We start from the raw sequence: 16,066 nt of genomic DNA, 5'->3' as shown, positions 1-16,066 counted from the left end.
TTGTGCGCCGGAATTCCCCGCCGCTTATGTTTAGCCTGTAACGCTGAGTAGTGCAATGAGCGCGAGGAGCAACATGGGCCGGACGGAGTACGACTACATCATCGTCGGCGGAGGCTCGGCCGGTTGCGCACTGGCGAATCGGCTCAGCGCGGACCGGGAGAACAGGGTCCTCGTGCTCGAGGCCGGCCGCCCGGACTGGATCTGGGACATCTTCACGCACATGCCCGCCGCGTTGACGATGGTCATCGGCAATCGTTTCTACGACTGGTGCTACGAATCGGAACCCGAGCCCTTCATGGACGGCCGGCGCGTCACCCAGGGCCGCGGAAAGCTGCTCGGCGGATCCAGTTCCATCAACGGGATGATTTTCCAGCGCGGAAATCCCATGGACCTGGAACGCTGGGCCGCCGACCCGGGCATGGAGAACTGGGACTACGCGCACTGCCTGCCGTACTTCAAGCGCATGGAGCACTGCGTCGCCGGGGCCGACCAGTGGCGCGGCCAGGGCGGCCCGCTGTGGCTGGAACGCGGTCCGGCGCGGAACCCGCTGTTCGCCGCGTTCCTCGAGGCGGCGCAGCAGGCCGGCCACCCGCTGACCTCCGACGTCAACGGCTACCGCCAGGAGGGCTTCGCCCGCTTCGACCGCAACATCCGCCGCGGCCGGCGCTGGTCGGCCGCGCGCGCCTACCTCCACCCGGTCAAGAAGCGGCCGAACCTGACGGTGCAGTGCTTCTCGCAGGTGGACCGGGTGCTGTTCAAGGGCAAGCGCGCGGTCGGCGTGGACTACCGCCGCTGGGGCCGGGAACGCCGGCGGGTCTTCGGCGGCGAGGTGATCCTCTGCGGCGGCGCCATCAACACGCCGCAGCTGCTGCAGCTCTCCGGAATCGGCAATCCCGACGAACTCCGGCCGCTGGGCGTCGACATGGTGCACGAACTGCGTGGCGTCGGCGAAAACCTCCAGGACCACCTCGAGGTCTATGTGCAGCACGCGTGCAAGCTGCCGATCTCGTACAACCCGTCGCTCAAATGGTCCCGGCGGCCCGCGATCGGTCTCCAATGGCTGCTTTTCCGCACCGGACCGGCGGCGACCAATCATTTCGAGGCGGGCGGATTCGTCCGCGGCAACGACGAGGTGCGCTATCCCAATCTGATGTTCCACTTCCTGCCCATCGCGGTGCGCTACGACGGCACGCCGGTGGACGCGGAGCACGGCTATCAGGTGCACATCGGGCCCATGTATTCGGATGTGCGCGGGTCGGTGAAAATCAAGTCCCGCGACCCGAAGGTGTATCCGGCGCTGCGGTTCAATTATCTGTCCACGCCCAATGACCGGAAGGAATGGGTGGAGGCGATCCGCGTCGCGCGCGAGATCCTCGCCCAGCCCGCCTTCGCCCTGTACGACGCGGGCGAGTTGTCGCCCGGCCCGGGGGTCGAGACGGACGAGGAGATTCTGGAGTGGGTCGCCCGCGACGCCGAGACCGCGTACCACCCGTCCTGCACCGCCCGCATGGGCGTCGACGAGATGTCGGTGCTGGACCCCGACACCATGCGCGTGCACGGCGTCGAGGGGCTGCGTGTGGTCGACGCGTCCGCGATGCCGTACCTCACCAACGGCAACATCTACGCGCCGGTGATGATGCTCGCCGAGAAGTCGGCCGACCTCATCCTCGGCAACACCCCGCTGCCCCCGGCCACAGTGGACTTCTACCGGCACAGCACCCAGGAGAGCTGACACCGTGTCGATCGACGGAGGAAGCGGCAACGTACCGGAGCCGCAGGACCCGGCAGCAGCGGTCACCGGCCCGGGGAGGGAGAGCAGGCTCAAGCCCGTCGTCTTCTTCGGGTCGTCCGTGCTCATCCTCGCCATCTCGATCTGGGCCATCATCACGCCGACGGGCGCGGAGAACACCATCGGCGTCGTGGTGGACTGGATCTCCTCGGTGTTCGGCTGGTACTACTTCCTCGCCGCCACCCTGTATCTGCTGTTCGTCGTGTTCGTGGCCGCTTCCCGGTACGGAGCCATCAAGCTGGGGCCGCAGCACTCCACCCCCGACTACGGGCTGTTCGCCTGGGCCACCATGCTGTTCGCGGCGGGCATCGGCATCGACCTGATGTTCTTCTCCGTGGCCGGGCCGGTCAGTCACTACCTCGCCCCGCCCGAGGGCGATCCGCAGACCGTGGAGGCGGCCCGGCAGGCGGTCGTGTGGACCCTGTTCCACTACGGCATCACCGGCTGGGCGATGTACGCGCTGATGGGCATGACCCTCGGCTACTTCGCCTTCCGTTACCGGCTGCCCCTGGCCATCCGGTCCGCGCTGTACCCGATCATCGGCAAGCGCATCCACGGCCGGATCGGTGACGCGGTCGACCTCGCGGCCATCATCGGCACGGTCTTCGGCATCTCCGTGTCGCTCGGCATCGGCGTCGTGCAGCTGAACTACGGCCTGACGTTCCTCTTCGACATCCCCCAGGGGACCGCCGCGCAGATCGGCCTGATCGTCCTCGCCGTGGTCCTGGCGACGGTGTCCGCCGTCGCCGGTGTCGACCGGGGCATCAGACGGCTGTCCGAGCTCAACGTCGTGCTCGCCATCATCCTGATGCTCTACATGCTGTTCGTCGACAGCCCGATCCGGATCCTCAACAGCCTCATCCTCAACATCGGCGACTACGTCAGCCGCTTCCCGTCGATGACGCTGAACACCTTCGCCTACGACCAGCCGACCGACTGGCTCAATGCCTGGACGCTGTTCTTCTGGGCCTGGTGGATCGCCTGGGCGCCGTTCGTCGGGCTGTTCCTGGCGAGGATCTCGCGCGGCCGCACCATCCGGCAGTTCGTGGCGGCGACGCTGGTCATCCCGTTCCTGTTCACGCTGACCTTCCTCTCCGTCTTCGGCAACAGCGCCCTGGGGCTGGTGCGGGCCGGCAACGAGGAATTCGGCGAGACCGCCGCGAACGCCCCCGAACAGGGCTTCTACGAGCTGCTCGCGCAGTTCCCCGGCGCCACGTTCAGCGCCGGGCTGGCCACCTTCGTCGGTCTGCTGCTCTACGTCACCTCCGCGGACTCCGGCGCGCTGGTCATGAGCAATCTCAGCTCCCATCTGCGCACCCCGCTGACGGACGCCCCCTCGTGGGTCCGCATTTTCTGGGCGTCGGCGACCGGACTGCTGACCCTCGCCATGCTCCTGGTCGGGGGGGTGGCAGCGCTGACCGACGCGACGATCATCATGGGCCTGCCGTTCTCGTTCGTGATGTTCCTGATCATCTGGGGCCTGTACAAAGCGCTGCGCATCGAACGGATGCGGGAGGACGCGCTGACCACCACGCTGCCGTCGTCGCTGTCCGGGCGGATGGTGCAGGCGGGCCGGGGCACGGAATGGAACTGGCGGCGGCGCCTGGCGAGGGCGATGAGCTTCCCCAGTCATCGGACGGCGGTCAGATTCGTCGACGAGGTCTGCCACCCCGCGTTCGAGGACGTCGCCGCGGAGTTGGGCCGGCAGGGAGCGGAGGCGTCGATCGTCGAGGGAGTCGACGACGTGAACGGGCTGCCGCACATGGAACTGCGGGTCCCGATGGGAGGGGACGAGGTCTTCATCTACCGCCTGTGGCCGGTCGAGGTCCCCACGCCGGCGTTCGCCCACCGCGTGGTCACCGAGCACGACACGTATGTGCGGTTCGAAGTGCACCTCGCCGACGGCAGCCAGGGCTACGACGTGATGGGTTACAGCAAGGAGCAGCTCATCGGCAACATCCTCGACCAGTACGAGCGGCACCTGGAGTTCCTGCGGCTGCACCGGGAGTCCACCGCACGCTCGGCGCTGCCCGACCACCGGCCCGACACGGCCGAGGTGCATCTGCCCGGCAAGGAGGTCTGACGCCGGACGCGGTGCCCCGCCCCGCCGTCCGGCGGGCCGTCAGGACGGCGGCACGGGGCGGACGGCGAGGACGGCGATGTCGTCGTCGCTGCCCGCGCCCAGCCCGATGAGGAGTTCGTCGCACAACACGTCGAGCGGTTCGCGGGCCAGCGCGGCGGCGTGCCGGCGGAGCCGGTCCATGGCGTGGCTCAGGGACTCGTCGCGGCGCTCGATCAGACCGTCGGTGTAGAGCAGTACGGTCGAACCGGCCGGGATCGCGTCATTGGCCCGGGGGCGGGGCATTTCGGGGTCCATCCCGAGCAGCAGTCCCGAGCCGCCCTCCAGGAACCGGGTGCGGCCGTCCTCGCTGATCAGCAGCGGCGGCAGATGCCCCGCGGATGAGTGCACCAGTTCCCAGGGGCCGTCCGCGGGCCCCTTGATCAGACCGTAGATGCAGGTGGCGGTGGCCTCCCGGTACAGACTGTGGTTCGCCATGTCCAGGCGGCGCAGCACCGTCTCCGGAGGCTCCTGCCGGTCCACGGCGATACCGCGCAGCATGCTGCGCAGCTGGCTCATGGCGATGGCCGCGTCGAGGTTGTGCCCGGTGACGTCGCCGATGACCAGCGCCGTGTCCCCGCTGGGCAGGGTGAAGCAGTCGTACCAGTCGCCGCCGACCTGGGCGGTGGTGGAGGAGGCCGCGTAACGGGCGGCGAGCTGGAGGTGGTCGATCTCCGGCAGTACGGGCAGCAGCGAGCGCTGGAGGCGCTCGGCGATGTTCCGCGTCTCCTGGTAGAGACGGGCGTTGTCCGTTCCCAGGGCGAGGCCGCGGGCCAGGTCGTCGACGAGCGGCAGATCCTGTTCCGTGAACGGCCGCTGCGAGCCGCCGCGGGCCACCGTCAGAGCGCCGATGACCTCCCGGCGGGCCCGGAGCGGTGCGACGACGGCGCTCGTCGCGCCCATTCTCCGGAACAGCTCCAGATAGTGGGCGTCCAGCGGACTCGCGCCCTGACTCGGCGGCGGGGGATCGGTGAGCAGCAGCGGGCCCGCGCCGCGCAGTGCGCGGGCCAGCGGACCCCGGGCGGCTTCCGACACCGGCGGCAGCCGGCCCTCGTACTCCTCCGGCCACGGCCCCTGGGCGGCGCAGCGGATCACACAGACCCGCTCCACCTGGGCGTCCTCCGTGATCAGGTCGACCGCGCACCAGTCGGCCAGCTGGTCGGTGAGGATCGCGCCCACCTGCTGCAGGCCCTCGTCCAGGTCCGTGGCGTTGCTCAGCGCGGCCCCGATGTCGGCCAGCAGGGTGAGCCGCTCCAGCGCCGACATGCCCGCCGGGCCGCGGTCCGCCCTGCGGTCGCCCTCGCGGACCGGCGCGGGCGCTCCGCCCGGCTCCTGCGGCGCGGCGGGCCGGACCCGGACGGGCGGGCGGGGCGACGGGCCGGGCGCGGCCGCCCGCGGGGAGAGCTGGGCGACGAACACCGTACGGCCGTCGGCCGTCTCCTGGGTCTGGATGAACAGCCGGACGGGGACCAGCCGGCCGTCGCGGTGCAACGCGGGCAGCGGGACGGAGCGGCCCAGGATCCGGGGCTGGCCGCTGAGCAGCAGGGACGTGAACGCCGTGATGTGGCGCTTGCGGAGGTGCTCCGGGATGAGTGTGGTCAGCGGCAGTCCGACGAGATCGTCCGCGGGCCAGCCGAGCAGGTCCGCGGCCAGTCCGTTCACCGCGATGACCCGGTTCCGCTCGTCGGCGGCGATCGTCGGATTCCGGCTGACCTGGACCTGGCTCGGGTCCCACGGCACCAGCTCGGAGGGGCCGGCGCCCGGCTCCCTGGGTACCACCGTCCAGGCGGTGGGATGTGCCCCGGCGAGCTGGTCGACGATCTGGTCGAACAGCCACTGGTGGAAGACGCGGCTGCGCGGCAGCGCCGGCAGCGTCAGCAGGCGCTCGTCACGGGCCGACTCCTCCGCCCGGTCCAGAACTCTTCGCAGAGCCTGCACCGCGGGGCCGGCGTCCGGCGGCATGGACAGGGGGAGCGAGCGGATCTCCGCCTCCGCGGCCCACTCCCGCAGCGCACTCGTCACACAGGCGCTGATCACGTTGCTCATGTCCTGGGCGGCCGCGAGGTCTTCCGGGGAGACCCCGGGGTCGGCCCCGGTGGCCGCAGCCAGGGTGAGCTCGCGCAGCAGCGTGTGCCGGTGCTGCTGGGAGGCGGCGTACAGCGCCGCCGGCACGTCGACCAGCGTCACGGTCTCTTCGGCGCCGGAGGCCGGCGCGACGGGCTGCCAGCCGTCCGGTTCCGGCCGCGCCCCGTCGGGCCGCAGCTCGAACCACACCGTCTTGGCCGCGTCGTCGGTGTCGACGCCGTACCGGGACGCCAGCCGTTCGACGAGGGCCAGGCCCTGCCCCGTACCGGCGTACGGAGGGCACTCGTTCGGCACCAGGGCGCGGTCCGGCCGCAGGTCCCTCACCCGTACGCGGACCGTGCCGCCGTCGGCGCCGGCCGACACCTCGGTCTCCGTGCGGGCATGGAGGACGGCGTTGGTCACCAGCTCGCTGACCAGGAGCTGGGCGGTGTCCACGATGTCCGGCGCGACGCCGGCGAGAGCGCCCCGCACGAACCGCCGGGCCTCCGCCACGCTCTCCGGTCCCCGGGGGAACCGCCGTGATGGTGCCTCCGGGGCAATGACGTCGCCCATGGATTCAGTCTGCCTCACGAGATCCGCCGCCGCGCTGACGCCCGCCCCACGCGTGGCGGACCGTCCGGGAGCCGGCATGCACCCCCGTGACGGGGACGGGGCGGGCCGGCTCGGGGATCAGGGCTGGTCGCGTGCCTGGTCGGCGGCCTGGCCGGCGGCGGCGGTCTCGGTGGTGGCGCCGCGCGTGCTGAGCCTGCCGCCGCTGGACTCGAGGTGGGCGCGGACGAACCACTGGAACAGTTCCAGCGAGCGAAGCTGCTCGATGAGCATGTCCTGGGTGACCGGGTCGGACGTCTCGGTGGCCTGCATGGCCTCGCGATGGTCCTTGATGACCGACGAGTAGACGAGGTCCAGCGCACCGAGGTGTTCGATCGACTCCGCACGGCCGATCGAGTAGTCGTTCCAGGTGCGCTCGTCGACCAGCGCCCCGGGGGTGCCGTTGGGCTCGCCGCCGAGGGTGGAGATCCGCTCGGCGAGGTCGTCCGTCATGTCGCGGACCTGGTCGACCTGCGGGTCGATCATCTCGTGCACCGCGATGAAGTGCGGTCCGACGACGTTCCAGTGGATGTGCTTCAACGTGAGGTGGAGATCGTTGAGGGAGTGCAGGCGCATCTGCAGCAGCGAGATGATCTGCCTGCTGTCCTGGGTGCTCATCCCCGGCACTGTGTACGAGATCTCCGGACGCTGTGACGACACGGCGGTGCTCCTTGGTGTCCCTGATGTCTTCGGCTGAGGTGTTCAGGAAATCAGCCGCAGCGGGACACCGCCGCTCGGCCGCGTGCGGGCGGAGCGAGGTTCACCGGTGCGGACGCAGACCGCGGTCACGCCCCCGCCGGCGGCCTGCGCGCCGCGTACGCTCCCGCGCACGACGCCAGCACCAGGACGAACCCGGTGAAGATCAGCCCGGCGGGGCGCAGTCCGAGCCAGGTCGCCAGCGCGCCGACGCCGACCACCGGCACCGAGATCCCCGCGTAGGCGACGACGAAGAACGCCGAGATGGTGCCGCCGCGGTGCCGGGACGGAGCCGCGCCGCTGATGAGGGTGAGCGCCGCGCGGAACGCCAGTCCCTGGCCACCGCCGCCGCACAGCGCGCCCGCGACCAGCAGCGGCAGCGACTCGGCGATCAGCGACGACGCCACCAGCAGCAGCCCGGCGACGAGGACGCCGCACCCCACGGGCAGCGCCCGTCGCGCGCCGATCCGCCCGGTCCCGTACTGCCCCAGGGTCGACGCGAGGAACACGCAGAAGACCACCGCGCCCGACACCGCGAGGTTGTGGACCCCCAGCGTCCGCGACGTGAAGCTCGGCGCGACCGCCGTGAACAGGCCGAGCAGCGCGAAACCGGCGAACGCCGCGACCGAGGCCGGCGCGAACACGCCCTTGACCTCGGGCGGCACCGTGACCCCCTGCGGAGCCGGCGGCGGCCACCGGCGCGTCACCGCCACGGTCTCCGGCAGGAACCAGGTCACCACCGCGGCCACCGCGACCAGCACGAGATGGATCCAGAACGGCAGCGTCAGCGGCCACGGCGTGTACTGCGCGACCAGGCCCGAGAGCAGCGGACCGCAGCCCAGCCCGCCCATGTTCGCCGCGGTGGCGGCGAACGCGGCCCGCTCCTTGTGCCGGGGGCCGGCGAGTTCGATCACGGCCGCCGTCGCCGCGCCGCTCAGCAGTCCGGCCGCGCCGCCGGACAGCAGCCGCCCCGCGAAGAGCAGCGGCAGACCGCTCTGCAGCAGGAAGCACCCCGCGCTCGCGGCCGACAGGGCCATGGCGCACAGCAGGACGGGCCGGCGGCCGGCCGCGTCCGAGTAGTTCCCCGCCAGCAGCAGCACCAGGATGACGGCGACGGCGTACACGGCGAAGACGACGGTCACCATCAGCTCGGAGAAGCCGATCTGCTCCTGGTACCGCCCGTACAGCGGCGTGGGCAGCGTGGTCCCGGCCATCCCCACGGCGAACACCCCGGCGGCCGCCGGGTAGCCCGGCCGCCTCCCCCCGCTCATGCCGTCACACCCCGTCGGGCTCGGGGTCGGCCTCCCGGCGCCGGGTCGACTGCGGCTTGGTGTGGATGTAGAGGTCCTGGCGCTGCGGTGTCGTGGCGCGGTGCGTGGGCAGCGGCAGTTCGTAGCGGACGGGCCGGCGGTGGTCGGCCATCTGGCGGTCGGCGTTGTAGACGCGGCCGAACTTCCACAGCATGCGGGCGAAGTTCGTCTGGCCGCGCAGCAGATTGCGCCCCAGGATGCCCATGGCCCCGACGGCGGTGCGCAGTCCGAGATGCTTGCGGTTCAGCACGCCCTGGGTGCGCACGAGTTCCCGGTAGAAGACCTCCAGCGGGAGCTTGGTCGGGACGACCGCGTGCTGGATGTCGAAGAGCCGGTAGTCACGGGTGGTCAGCTGCCGTGCCTCCGTGTGCCAGATCTCCGTGCCCGGATACGGCGTCATCACCGTGAGATGCACGATCTCCGGCACGGAGAGGGCGAACTCCCGTACCAGGCGGAACTGTTCCTCGTCCCACGCCGGGTCCACGATCAGGTTGATCGCCACCATGATCCCCATGCGGCGGGCGGCTTCCAGGGCGCGGAAGTTCTCGTCCGGGCTGACCCGCTTGCGGTAGAGGTCCAGCCCCTCCGCGTCGATGGCCTCCATGCCGAGGAACATGTACCGCAGGCCGAGCCTGGTCCAGCGTTCGAAGACCTCCTCGTTGCGCAGGAGGACGTCGCTCCGGGTCTCCAGGTAGTACTGCTTGCGGATCTTCCGGCGCTCCAGTTCGGCGGCGATGCCGTGGCCGTGCTCGGGCCGGATGAAGGCGACGTCGTCGACGATGAAGACGTTGGGCTCCCGGATGGTCGCCATCTCCTCCGCGGCGGCCTCCGGCGACGCCTTGCGGTAACTGCGCCCGTAGAACGTCCAGGCGGAGCAGAAGGAGCAGTCCCACGGGCAGCCGCGGGTGAACTCGATGGAGGCGCAGGGGTCGAGCTCCCCGATGAAGTAGCGGTTGCGCCGGCGCATGAGGTCACGCGCGGGCGGCAGGTCGTCGAGGGTGTCCAGCAGGCGGGGCGCCGGTCCGCGGCCGTCCGCGCACACCACGCCCGGCACGGTCGCCAAGCCCCCGTCGCGTGCCGCTTCCAGCAGCGGCGCGACGGCCGGCTCGCCCTCGCCGCGCACGATCGCGTCGACCGCGCCCTCGGCCTGTTCCAGTACGTGTTCCGCGATGAAGGAGACGCTGTGCCCGCCGAAGAAGACGAAGCATCCGGGGGAGGCGGACTTGACCTGCCGGGCGATGTCGATCGCCTCGGGGATGTTCGCCAGATAGTTGAGCGAGATTCCCAGCGCCTCGGGTGCGAAGGAGCGCATCTCCCGTTCGAGGAGTTCGTGCGACAGCACCTGGAGGTCCACCACCCGGACCTCGTGCCCGGCGGCCCGCGCCGCCGCCGCCACCCGTTCCAGCCCCAGCGGTTCGAGTCGCAGAAAGATCTCCGAGTACATCAGGGCGCTCGGATGGACGAGCATCACGCGCATGGGGAACTCCCAGGATGAAGGTGCACAGCCGCCGGACCCGGCGCCTACGTGGACATGCGCCGCGTCGACGGGCGGCGGAGCGGGCGGCGGCGCGGCTGCCGGACCGCGGTACGTGTGATCGATGCACCTCCCTGCGGTTTCCAGCCAGGAATACCGCATGGCCGCCCGGTCACGGAGACAGCGCGCGCCCGGCACGCCTTCGTGGCCGCCATACGGGTGGGCGGCGGTTTCCGCCCCCGCTTCCGGCCGGTGTCCGCCGGCGGCAGGCGGGGCCTTTTCGGGCGACGGCCCTGTGTCCTGCGCGCTTCGCGCGGCCCGGCCCGTGAGACTGGGCCCATGGAACCGGTCACCCTAGGGGTGGAAGAGGAATTTCTGCTGCTCGACCCGGAGACCGGGGTGCCGGTGCCGCTGGCGGAGCGGGTGCGCGCGGCCGCCGGTCTGGCGCCGGGCGTCGACGAGGAGGAACTGCAGTCGGAACTGCTGCAGGTCCAGGTGGAGCTGGTCACGCCCGTCTGCACGGACCTCGAGGAGGTCGGCGGCAACCTGCTGCGGATGCGGCACGCCGTCGGCGCGGCCGCGGAGGCGAACGGGTGCCGGCTCGCGGCCTGTGCCACCCCGCCGCGGCGGGGCGCCGTGTCGGCGCTGGTGACCGAGCAGCCGCGCTATCGCGCCATGCGGGCGCAGGCTCCGCAACTCGTCGCCGAGCACCTGGTCAACGGGATGCATGTGCATGCGGGGGTGCCGTCCAGGGAAACCGGGGTAGCCGTCCTGAACCGGCTGCGCGGCTGGCTGCCCGTCCTGGTCGCCATGTCCGCGAACTCGCCGCTGTGGGACGGCCGGGACACCGGATTCGCCAGTTGGCGAACCGTGATCTTCGGCCGCTGGCCCGTCAGCGGGCCGCCGCCGGTCTTCCGCGACCTCGCGGACCACGACGAGCGCATCGCGACACTGCGCTCCAGCGGCATCATCTCCGACACCGGGCAGCTGTACTGGCAGGCCCGGCTCTCCGACCGCTTCCCGACCGTCGAGGTGCGCTGCGCGGATGTGCAGCTGCGGGCCGACGACGCGGTCATGTTCGCCGGCATCGTACGTGCGCTGGTCACCGTCGCGATCCAGGAGGCCGCAGCCGGTACGCCGCTGGTCGCCGGGCCGCCCGAAGTGGCGCAGGCGGCGAACTGGCAGGCCGCCCGGCACGGGCTGAACGGGCATCTGATCACCGCGACGGGGGAGCGCAGAAGCGCCGGCGACGTCGTCGCCCTGCTCATGGAGCACATCGCGCCCGCGCTGGACGCCGCCGGCGACAGCCGGGAGGTGGTGTCGCTGGTGCACCGGTTGCTGCGGCAGGGCACACCGGCCGACCGGCAGCGGCGGGCACTGGCCGAGGGCGGCCTGAAAGCGGTGACCGACCTGGTCGTCGCGGAGACCACGGCCCCCTGATCAGGCCCCCGACACGCCGTGACGGCGTTTCCCGGGGCCCCGGTCGGGCGCCTGGGCCTCGGCCGACCGCGGACGCAGTCTGCGTCCGACGACGTCGGCCAGTGAGATGACCAGAGCGGCGACGACGAAGGCGACGGACACGAGGAGACCGGCGTCGAAGGCGGAGGACCAGTCGCCCGGACGGAGGCGGGCGAAGAAGACCGACCCGACGGCGGCGATCCCCACCGCGGAGCCGACGCGCTGAGCGGTCTGCAGTGTGCCGGCGGCACTGCCCGCGGAACCCACCGGCACCTGGTCCAGGGTCAGGGTCTGATTCGGTGCGATCACCAGGCCGCCGCCCAGCCCCGCGATCAGCAGCGGACCCGCCATGGCCCAGCCCGCCCCGCGGCCGGGGGCCAGGCCGACGGCGAGCGCGGTACCGGCGAGCCCCAGCGCGACCATCGTCAGACCGACGGTGATCAGGGGCCGGCCGAAACGGCTCACCAGCCGGCCCCCCACCGTCGCGGAGACCCCCGAGCCGAGGGCGAACGGCGTGATGGTGGCCCCGGCCAGCAGCGCGCTGTAGCCCAGACCGCTCTGGAGATAGAGCGTGGAGACGAAGAAGATCGAGGTGAATCCGGCGAAGTAGAAGAGGATGAGCAGGCACCCGAGCCAGTAGCTGCGGACCCGGAACAGCGACAGGTCCAGCACTGGTTCCTCGCCGCGGCGCTGCCATCGGCGCTCCCAGAGCGCGAAGCAAGCGAGCAGGACCGCGGAAGGGACGGTCAGCAGCCACTTCCAGGACCCCTCCCACTGGTGTGCCTGGACGAAGGGCAGCAGCAGGGTCAGCAGTCCGGCCCCGAGCAGCAGGACACCGACGGGATCGAGCCGGCGCACGGTGATCCGGCCCGCCGAAGGGGTGTCCGGCAGCAGCCGCCTGGCCAGGACCAGGCAGACCGCGCCGAGCGGGAGATTCACGTAGAACACCCAGCGCCAGCCCTCCTGGGCACCGGCGAGATGGATCAGCAGTCCGCCGAGCAGGGGGCCGACCGCCGTGGAGATGGCTACGACGGTGCCGAAGACTCCGAAGGCGCGACCGCGTTCCGGACCGGAGAACATCTGCTGGATCAGCGCCGAGACCTGCGGCGTGATCAGACCTCCCGCCAAACCCTGCGCCACACGGGCGACGACCAGCCAGGTGCCCGACTGGGCGGCCCCGCAGGCGGCGGAGGCGAGGGTGAACAGGACCAGCCCCAGCATGAACACCGCACGCCGTCCCCGGGCGTCGCCCAGCCGCCCGGCCGGGACCAGCACCAGACCGAAGGCCAGCGCGTACCCCGACAGCACCCACTGCAGGACGGACTCGGGCGCGTCGAGCCCCTCACGGATGGACGGCAGCGCCACATTGACGATCGACACGTCCAGCAGGGTCATGAACCCGGCCATCAGGCAGACGGCCAGCGCCTGCCACCGCTGTGCGGGGGAGAGGTCGCCTGCGCCGTGCGGCCGGACACCGCTCGGCGGCGCGCCGCCGGACGAACCCGAGGTCACAGGAACCACCCTCTTCGGCGCCGTGTCCGCGCCCGGTGCCACGGACGGCACGGACTCCTCCACCGCCACTCTGGCAGCTCCACGGCCGACCGGCTCGGGAACGCTGCGTCGTGCGCGGCGGCGGAGGACGCCCGGCCGGGGCCGCGGCCGGGTCGGCGTCCGCGGCCCCGGCGGGCCCTGCGCGGACGGTCAGGCGGCCCGCGCCGACCGGGCCGCTCCATGGGCGCGGATCAGGTCCGCGCAGTGCCGGCCGCTGCCCTTGACCGTGCGGCGCTGGGTCGCGTAGTCGACGTGGACCAGGCCGAAACGCTTGTCGTAGCCGTACGCCCACTCGAAGTTGTCCAGCAGCGACCAGGCGAAGTAGCCGGCCGGCGGCGCGCCCTTGCCGGCGGCGCGGGCGCAGGCGGCGAGGTGCTCCTCCAGATAGCGGGCGCGCTCCGGGTCGTCGACGGTGCCGTCGGCGCGGACCGTGTCCGGGTAGGCGGAGCCGTTCTCCGTGACGTAGAGCCTGCGGGCGCCGTACTCCTCGGTGAGGCGGAGCAGCAGGGTCTCCATGCCGCCCGCGTCGACCTCCCAGTCCATGCCGGTGCGAGGTACGCCCGGCCGGGGGATCTGCCGGGCGAACGGTGCGGGGCCCGTCGGGTCGTCGGTCACCACGGCCGGGAAGTAGTAGTTCAGCCCCAGCCAGTCCAGCGGCGCGGCGATGGTCTCCAGGTCGCCGGGGCGTTCGGGCAGTTCGACGCCGTACACGTCGAGCATGTCGGCGGGGAAGCCGCGGCCGTGGACCGGGTCGAGCCACCAGCGGTTGGTGTGGCCGTCCATCCGGCGGGCGGCGGCCAGGTCGCCTCGCTGTCGCTCGCCGGGGCCACGGTGGAGAGGTTGTTGACGATGCCGACCTGCGCGCCCGTCGCCGCCGCCCGGATCGCCCGGGCGGCCAGGCCGTGCCCGAGCAGCAGATGGTACGAGGCGCGGACGGCGGCCGTGAGGTCGGTCAGACCGGGGGCCACGTGGGCTCGGAGAGCGCTCTCCGATCGCAGAGACTGCCTGGCGCCGACGGGTGTGGTCAATACGTGCGACAGGGCTTTTCCTTAGCCTTGATTTTAAGTCGGAAGTTTGTCCCGTCCGGCGTCCGTGCTCGGTTGTTCGGAGGCGTGCTGCGTGGCGATCAACCCGCGGGCCGCGTGACCATGGAGAGGACGGGCAGAGAGGAGCGGTGGTCCGACATGTGCCGATGGCTGGCCTACACGGGCACGCCCGTCCTTCTCGACTCCGTGCTCTACCGCCCCGCCCACTCGCTCATCGACCAGAGCCTGCACGCCAGGATGGGCGTCGAGACCACCAACGGCGACGGATTCGGCATCGGCTGGTACAGCCCCGACATGGACACTCCGGCCGTGGTCCGGGAGACGGGACCCGCGTGGAACAACCGCAACCTCCGGGAGATCTCGGCGCACATCCGCTCCCACCTGTTCTTCGCCCACATCCGGGCGTCGACCGGCTCGGCCGTCCAGCAGACGAACTGCCACCCGTTCCGCCACGGGCGGTGGCTGTGGATGCACAACGGCGCGATAGCCGACTTCCACCGGCTGCGCCGGGACCTCTGCCTGGTCATCGACCCGTCCCTGTTCGCCGACATCGAGGGATCGACCGACTCCGAGGTGATGTTCTTCCTGGCGCTGACCTTCGGCCTGGACCAGGACCCGCTGACGGCCGTCGCACGCATGGCGGGGCATGTGGAGCACCTGGGCCGCCGGCACGGTGTGGACTCCCCGCTCCAGATGACCGTCGCGGTGACGGACGGAGAGCGGCTGTGGGCCTTCCGGTACTCCAGTGAGCGGCGCTCACGGTCGCTCTACTACAGCGCGGACGTCGACACCCTGCGCGCGCTTCACCCGGATCTGACGTTCCTGGACGGGCTGTCCCAGGAGACGCGCCTCGTGGTGTCGGAGCCGCTCAGCGGCCTGCAGGGCGCGTGGACCGAGTTCCCCGAGAGCAGCTGCGGTCTGGTCGGGGCGGGCGCGGACTTCGTACAGGACTTCGTCCCGCTCTCCGCGGACGGCGAACTGCCGCACCCGGCGGTGGGCTGACTTCCGCGCGGGCCTGGCTCAGGGTCATCGGCAGCCGCTGCTCGGCGGGGAAGTCCACCCCGACTTCCGCGCGCGCCCGGCTCAGGGCGCCGGATGGCCGGGGTTCAGATCGATGACGTCGCGGAGCGTGAGCGCCGATCCGCGCGGCAGGGGGCGGGCCCCGCCGTCGACGGGCGTCAGTGCGAACCCGACGTGGTCCCCCCAGTCGGCCCGGTCCTCGATCCTCCCGACGAACCAGGCGCAGGCGTCGTCGAGCACGGGTACGCCCTCGCTTCCGGGCGCCCAGCGGGCCCGGGCGAACTTGTCCACCCGGTCACCGGTCTCCTCACCGAACAGCCGCGCCAGGCCGCGCTGTTCGCGGCCCAGCAGGTGCACGCCGAGGAACGAGGCCCGGCACGCCACGCGGTAGGTGTGGTTCACCTTGGAGAGCCACACCGCGAACCGGACCGGGCTCAGCGAGCACTGCGAGGCGAAGCCGACCAGGCAGCCCGCCCGCTCCCCGTCCGCCGCCGCCGTCACCACGTACACGGGGGGATCCAGCAGGTCCACGAACCCGTCCACCGCCACCATGCGCCGCCCTTCCGTACGTCCGCCTCGCCCGCGAACATCATCCAGCACGGCCTCGTGCGTCGCGCCTCGACGGGGAGCATTCCGGCATACCGCGCGCTTCACGGGGCAGGCGGTGGGCGTGGGCCGAAGGGCCCTGCAGCACCGATCCGGAAAGGAGCTCCTCCATGTCCATGAAACTGAGCTCGATCGTCCGCGGCATTCGGCGCCACGGGATCGCGCCGCGCCGCCGCCAGCCCCATCCGCCCTCCCGCCTCGGGCGCGGACCGCACGGCATCTCGACCGTGGCCGTCGGCCGCAGGCTCGTCGACGCCCTCCGCGGCCGGGCCGGCTCACGCCGGCACTGACAGGGCGCCGGGGCGGGAGTCGGTGGGGGCATGA

11 protein-coding genes and 1 pseudogene are annotated in these 16,066 nt (G+C 71.7%); 5 read left to right on the top strand and 7 right to left on the bottom strand.

Going from position 1 to position 16,066, the window contains the following annotated elements:
- Window positions 1–73: 73 nt before the first annotated feature.
- Both betA and betT read left to right on the top strand, forming a co-directional pair.
- A complete protein-coding gene (gene betA / locus ACWD01_RS08610; protein WP_451159490.1) occupies window positions 74–1,732 on the top strand; it encodes a choline dehydrogenase in 1,659 nt (552 codons plus the stop codon).
- Between the two features lie 4 nt (window positions 1,733–1,736).
- Window positions 1,737–3,872 carry a choline BCCT transporter BetT gene (betT, locus tag ACWD01_RS08605; protein ID WP_451159488.1) on the top strand — a complete coding sequence of 712 codons (2,136 nt, stop codon included), beginning with the start codon at window positions 1,737–1,739 and terminating at the stop codon, window positions 3,870–3,872.
- A gap of 39 nt (window positions 3,873–3,911) precedes the next feature.
- Here the strand turns inward: betT and ACWD01_RS08600 are convergent, their stop codons facing one another.
- From ACWD01_RS08600 to hpnR, 4 genes are all read right to left on the bottom strand, one after another.
- Complete coding sequence (locus tag ACWD01_RS08600) at window positions 3,912–6,545, bottom strand: SpoIIE family protein phosphatase (RefSeq protein ID WP_451159486.1); 2,634 nt, start codon at window positions 6,543–6,545, stop codon at window positions 3,912–3,914.
- A gap of 117 nt (window positions 6,546–6,662) precedes the next feature.
- Window positions 6,663–7,199: a Dps family protein gene (locus ACWD01_RS08595; protein ID WP_451159866.1), complete on the bottom strand. Its 537-nt coding sequence runs from the start codon at window positions 7,197–7,199 to the stop codon at window positions 6,663–6,665.
- A gap of 167 nt (window positions 7,200–7,366) precedes the next feature.
- Window positions 7,367–8,548 carry an MFS transporter gene (locus ACWD01_RS08590; RefSeq protein ID WP_451159484.1) on the bottom strand — a complete coding sequence of 394 codons (1,182 nt, stop codon included), beginning with the start codon at window positions 8,546–8,548 and terminating at the stop codon, window positions 7,367–7,369.
- 4 nt (window positions 8,549–8,552) lie between these two features.
- Entirely contained in the window at window positions 8,553–10,064 is a 1,512-nt protein-coding gene (gene hpnR, locus ACWD01_RS08585; protein WP_451159482.1) for a hopanoid C-3 methylase HpnR, read from the bottom strand.
- Between the two features lie 336 nt (window positions 10,065–10,400).
- On the opposite strand from hpnR, the gene ACWD01_RS08580 reads away from it, so the two are divergent.
- Window positions 10,401–11,501, top strand: coding sequence for a carboxylate-amine ligase (locus ACWD01_RS08580; RefSeq protein WP_451159480.1), 1,101 nt, complete (start codon window positions 10,401–10,403; stop codon window positions 11,499–11,501).
- On the opposite strand, the gene ACWD01_RS08575 is transcribed toward ACWD01_RS08580, so the two are convergent.
- Window positions 11,502–13,031 (bottom strand): MFS transporter, encoded by a 1,530-nt coding sequence (locus ACWD01_RS08575; RefSeq protein ID WP_451159478.1) that lies wholly within the window; start codon window positions 13,029–13,031, stop codon window positions 11,502–11,504. It lies immediately after the preceding gene.
- Window positions 13,032–13,220: 189 nt separating this feature from the next.
- Window positions 13,221–14,038 (bottom strand): annotated as a pseudogene (locus ACWD01_RS08570) (family 1 glycosylhydrolase).
- A gap of 216 nt (window positions 14,039–14,254) precedes the next feature.
- Here ACWD01_RS08570 and ACWD01_RS08565 point away from each other — a divergent pair.
- Window positions 14,255–15,118 carry a class II glutamine amidotransferase gene (locus ACWD01_RS08565; protein WP_451159476.1) on the top strand — a complete coding sequence of 288 codons (864 nt, stop codon included), beginning with the start codon at window positions 14,255–14,257 and terminating at the stop codon, window positions 15,116–15,118.
- A gap of 81 nt (window positions 15,119–15,199) precedes the next feature.
- On the opposite strand, the gene ACWD01_RS08560 is transcribed toward ACWD01_RS08565, so the two are convergent.
- Window positions 15,200–15,688 carry a flavin reductase family protein gene (locus ACWD01_RS08560; protein WP_451159474.1) on the bottom strand — a complete coding sequence of 163 codons (489 nt, stop codon included), beginning with the start codon at window positions 15,686–15,688 and terminating at the stop codon, window positions 15,200–15,202.
- A 164-nt stretch (window positions 15,689–15,852) separates the two neighbouring features.
- Here ACWD01_RS08560 and ACWD01_RS08555 point away from each other — a divergent pair, with 164 nt between their 5' ends.
- Window positions 15,853–16,032: a hypothetical protein gene (locus ACWD01_RS08555; protein ID WP_451159472.1), complete on the top strand. Its 180-nt coding sequence runs from the start codon at window positions 15,853–15,855 to the stop codon at window positions 16,030–16,032.
- Window positions 16,033–16,066 lie beyond the last annotated feature (34 nt).

Source organism: Streptomyces sp. NPDC002835 (assembly GCF_053591995.1).
The sequence above is the reverse complement of the archived record's forward strand: the minus strand, read 5'-3'. Positions and strand labels throughout refer to the sequence as shown.

What these genes read in the sequence shown, in the direction of transcription:
- betA (WP_451159490.1), top strand. Translation starts at nt 74, where the DNA reads ATGGGCCGGACGGAGTACGACTACATCATCGTCGGCGGAGGCTCGGCC.
- ACWD01_RS08600 (WP_451159486.1), bottom strand. Translation starts at nt 6,545, where the DNA reads ATGGGCGACGTCATTGCCCCGGAGGCACCATCACGGCGGTTCCCCCGG.
- ACWD01_RS08595 (WP_451159866.1), bottom strand. Translation starts at nt 7,199, where the DNA reads ATGAGCACCCAGGACAGCAGGCAGATCATCTCGCTGCTGCAGATGCGC.
- ACWD01_RS08590 (WP_451159484.1), bottom strand. Translation starts at nt 8,548, where the DNA reads ATGAGCGGGGGGAGGCGGCCGGGCTACCCGGCGGCCGCCGGGGTGTTC.
- hpnR (WP_451159482.1), bottom strand. Translation starts at nt 10,064, where the DNA reads ATGCGCGTGATGCTCGTCCATCCGAGCGCCCTGATGTACTCGGAGATC.
- ACWD01_RS08580 (WP_451159480.1), top strand. Translation starts at nt 10,401, where the DNA reads ATGGAACCGGTCACCCTAGGGGTGGAAGAGGAATTTCTGCTGCTCGAC.
- ACWD01_RS08565 (WP_451159476.1), top strand. Translation starts at nt 14,255, where the DNA reads ATGTGCCGATGGCTGGCCTACACGGGCACGCCCGTCCTTCTCGACTCC.
- ACWD01_RS08560 (WP_451159474.1), bottom strand. Translation starts at nt 15,688, where the DNA reads ATGGTGGCGGTGGACGGGTTCGTGGACCTGCTGGATCCCCCCGTGTAC.
- ACWD01_RS08555 (WP_451159472.1), top strand. Translation starts at nt 15,853, where the DNA reads ATGTCCATGAAACTGAGCTCGATCGTCCGCGGCATTCGGCGCCACGGG.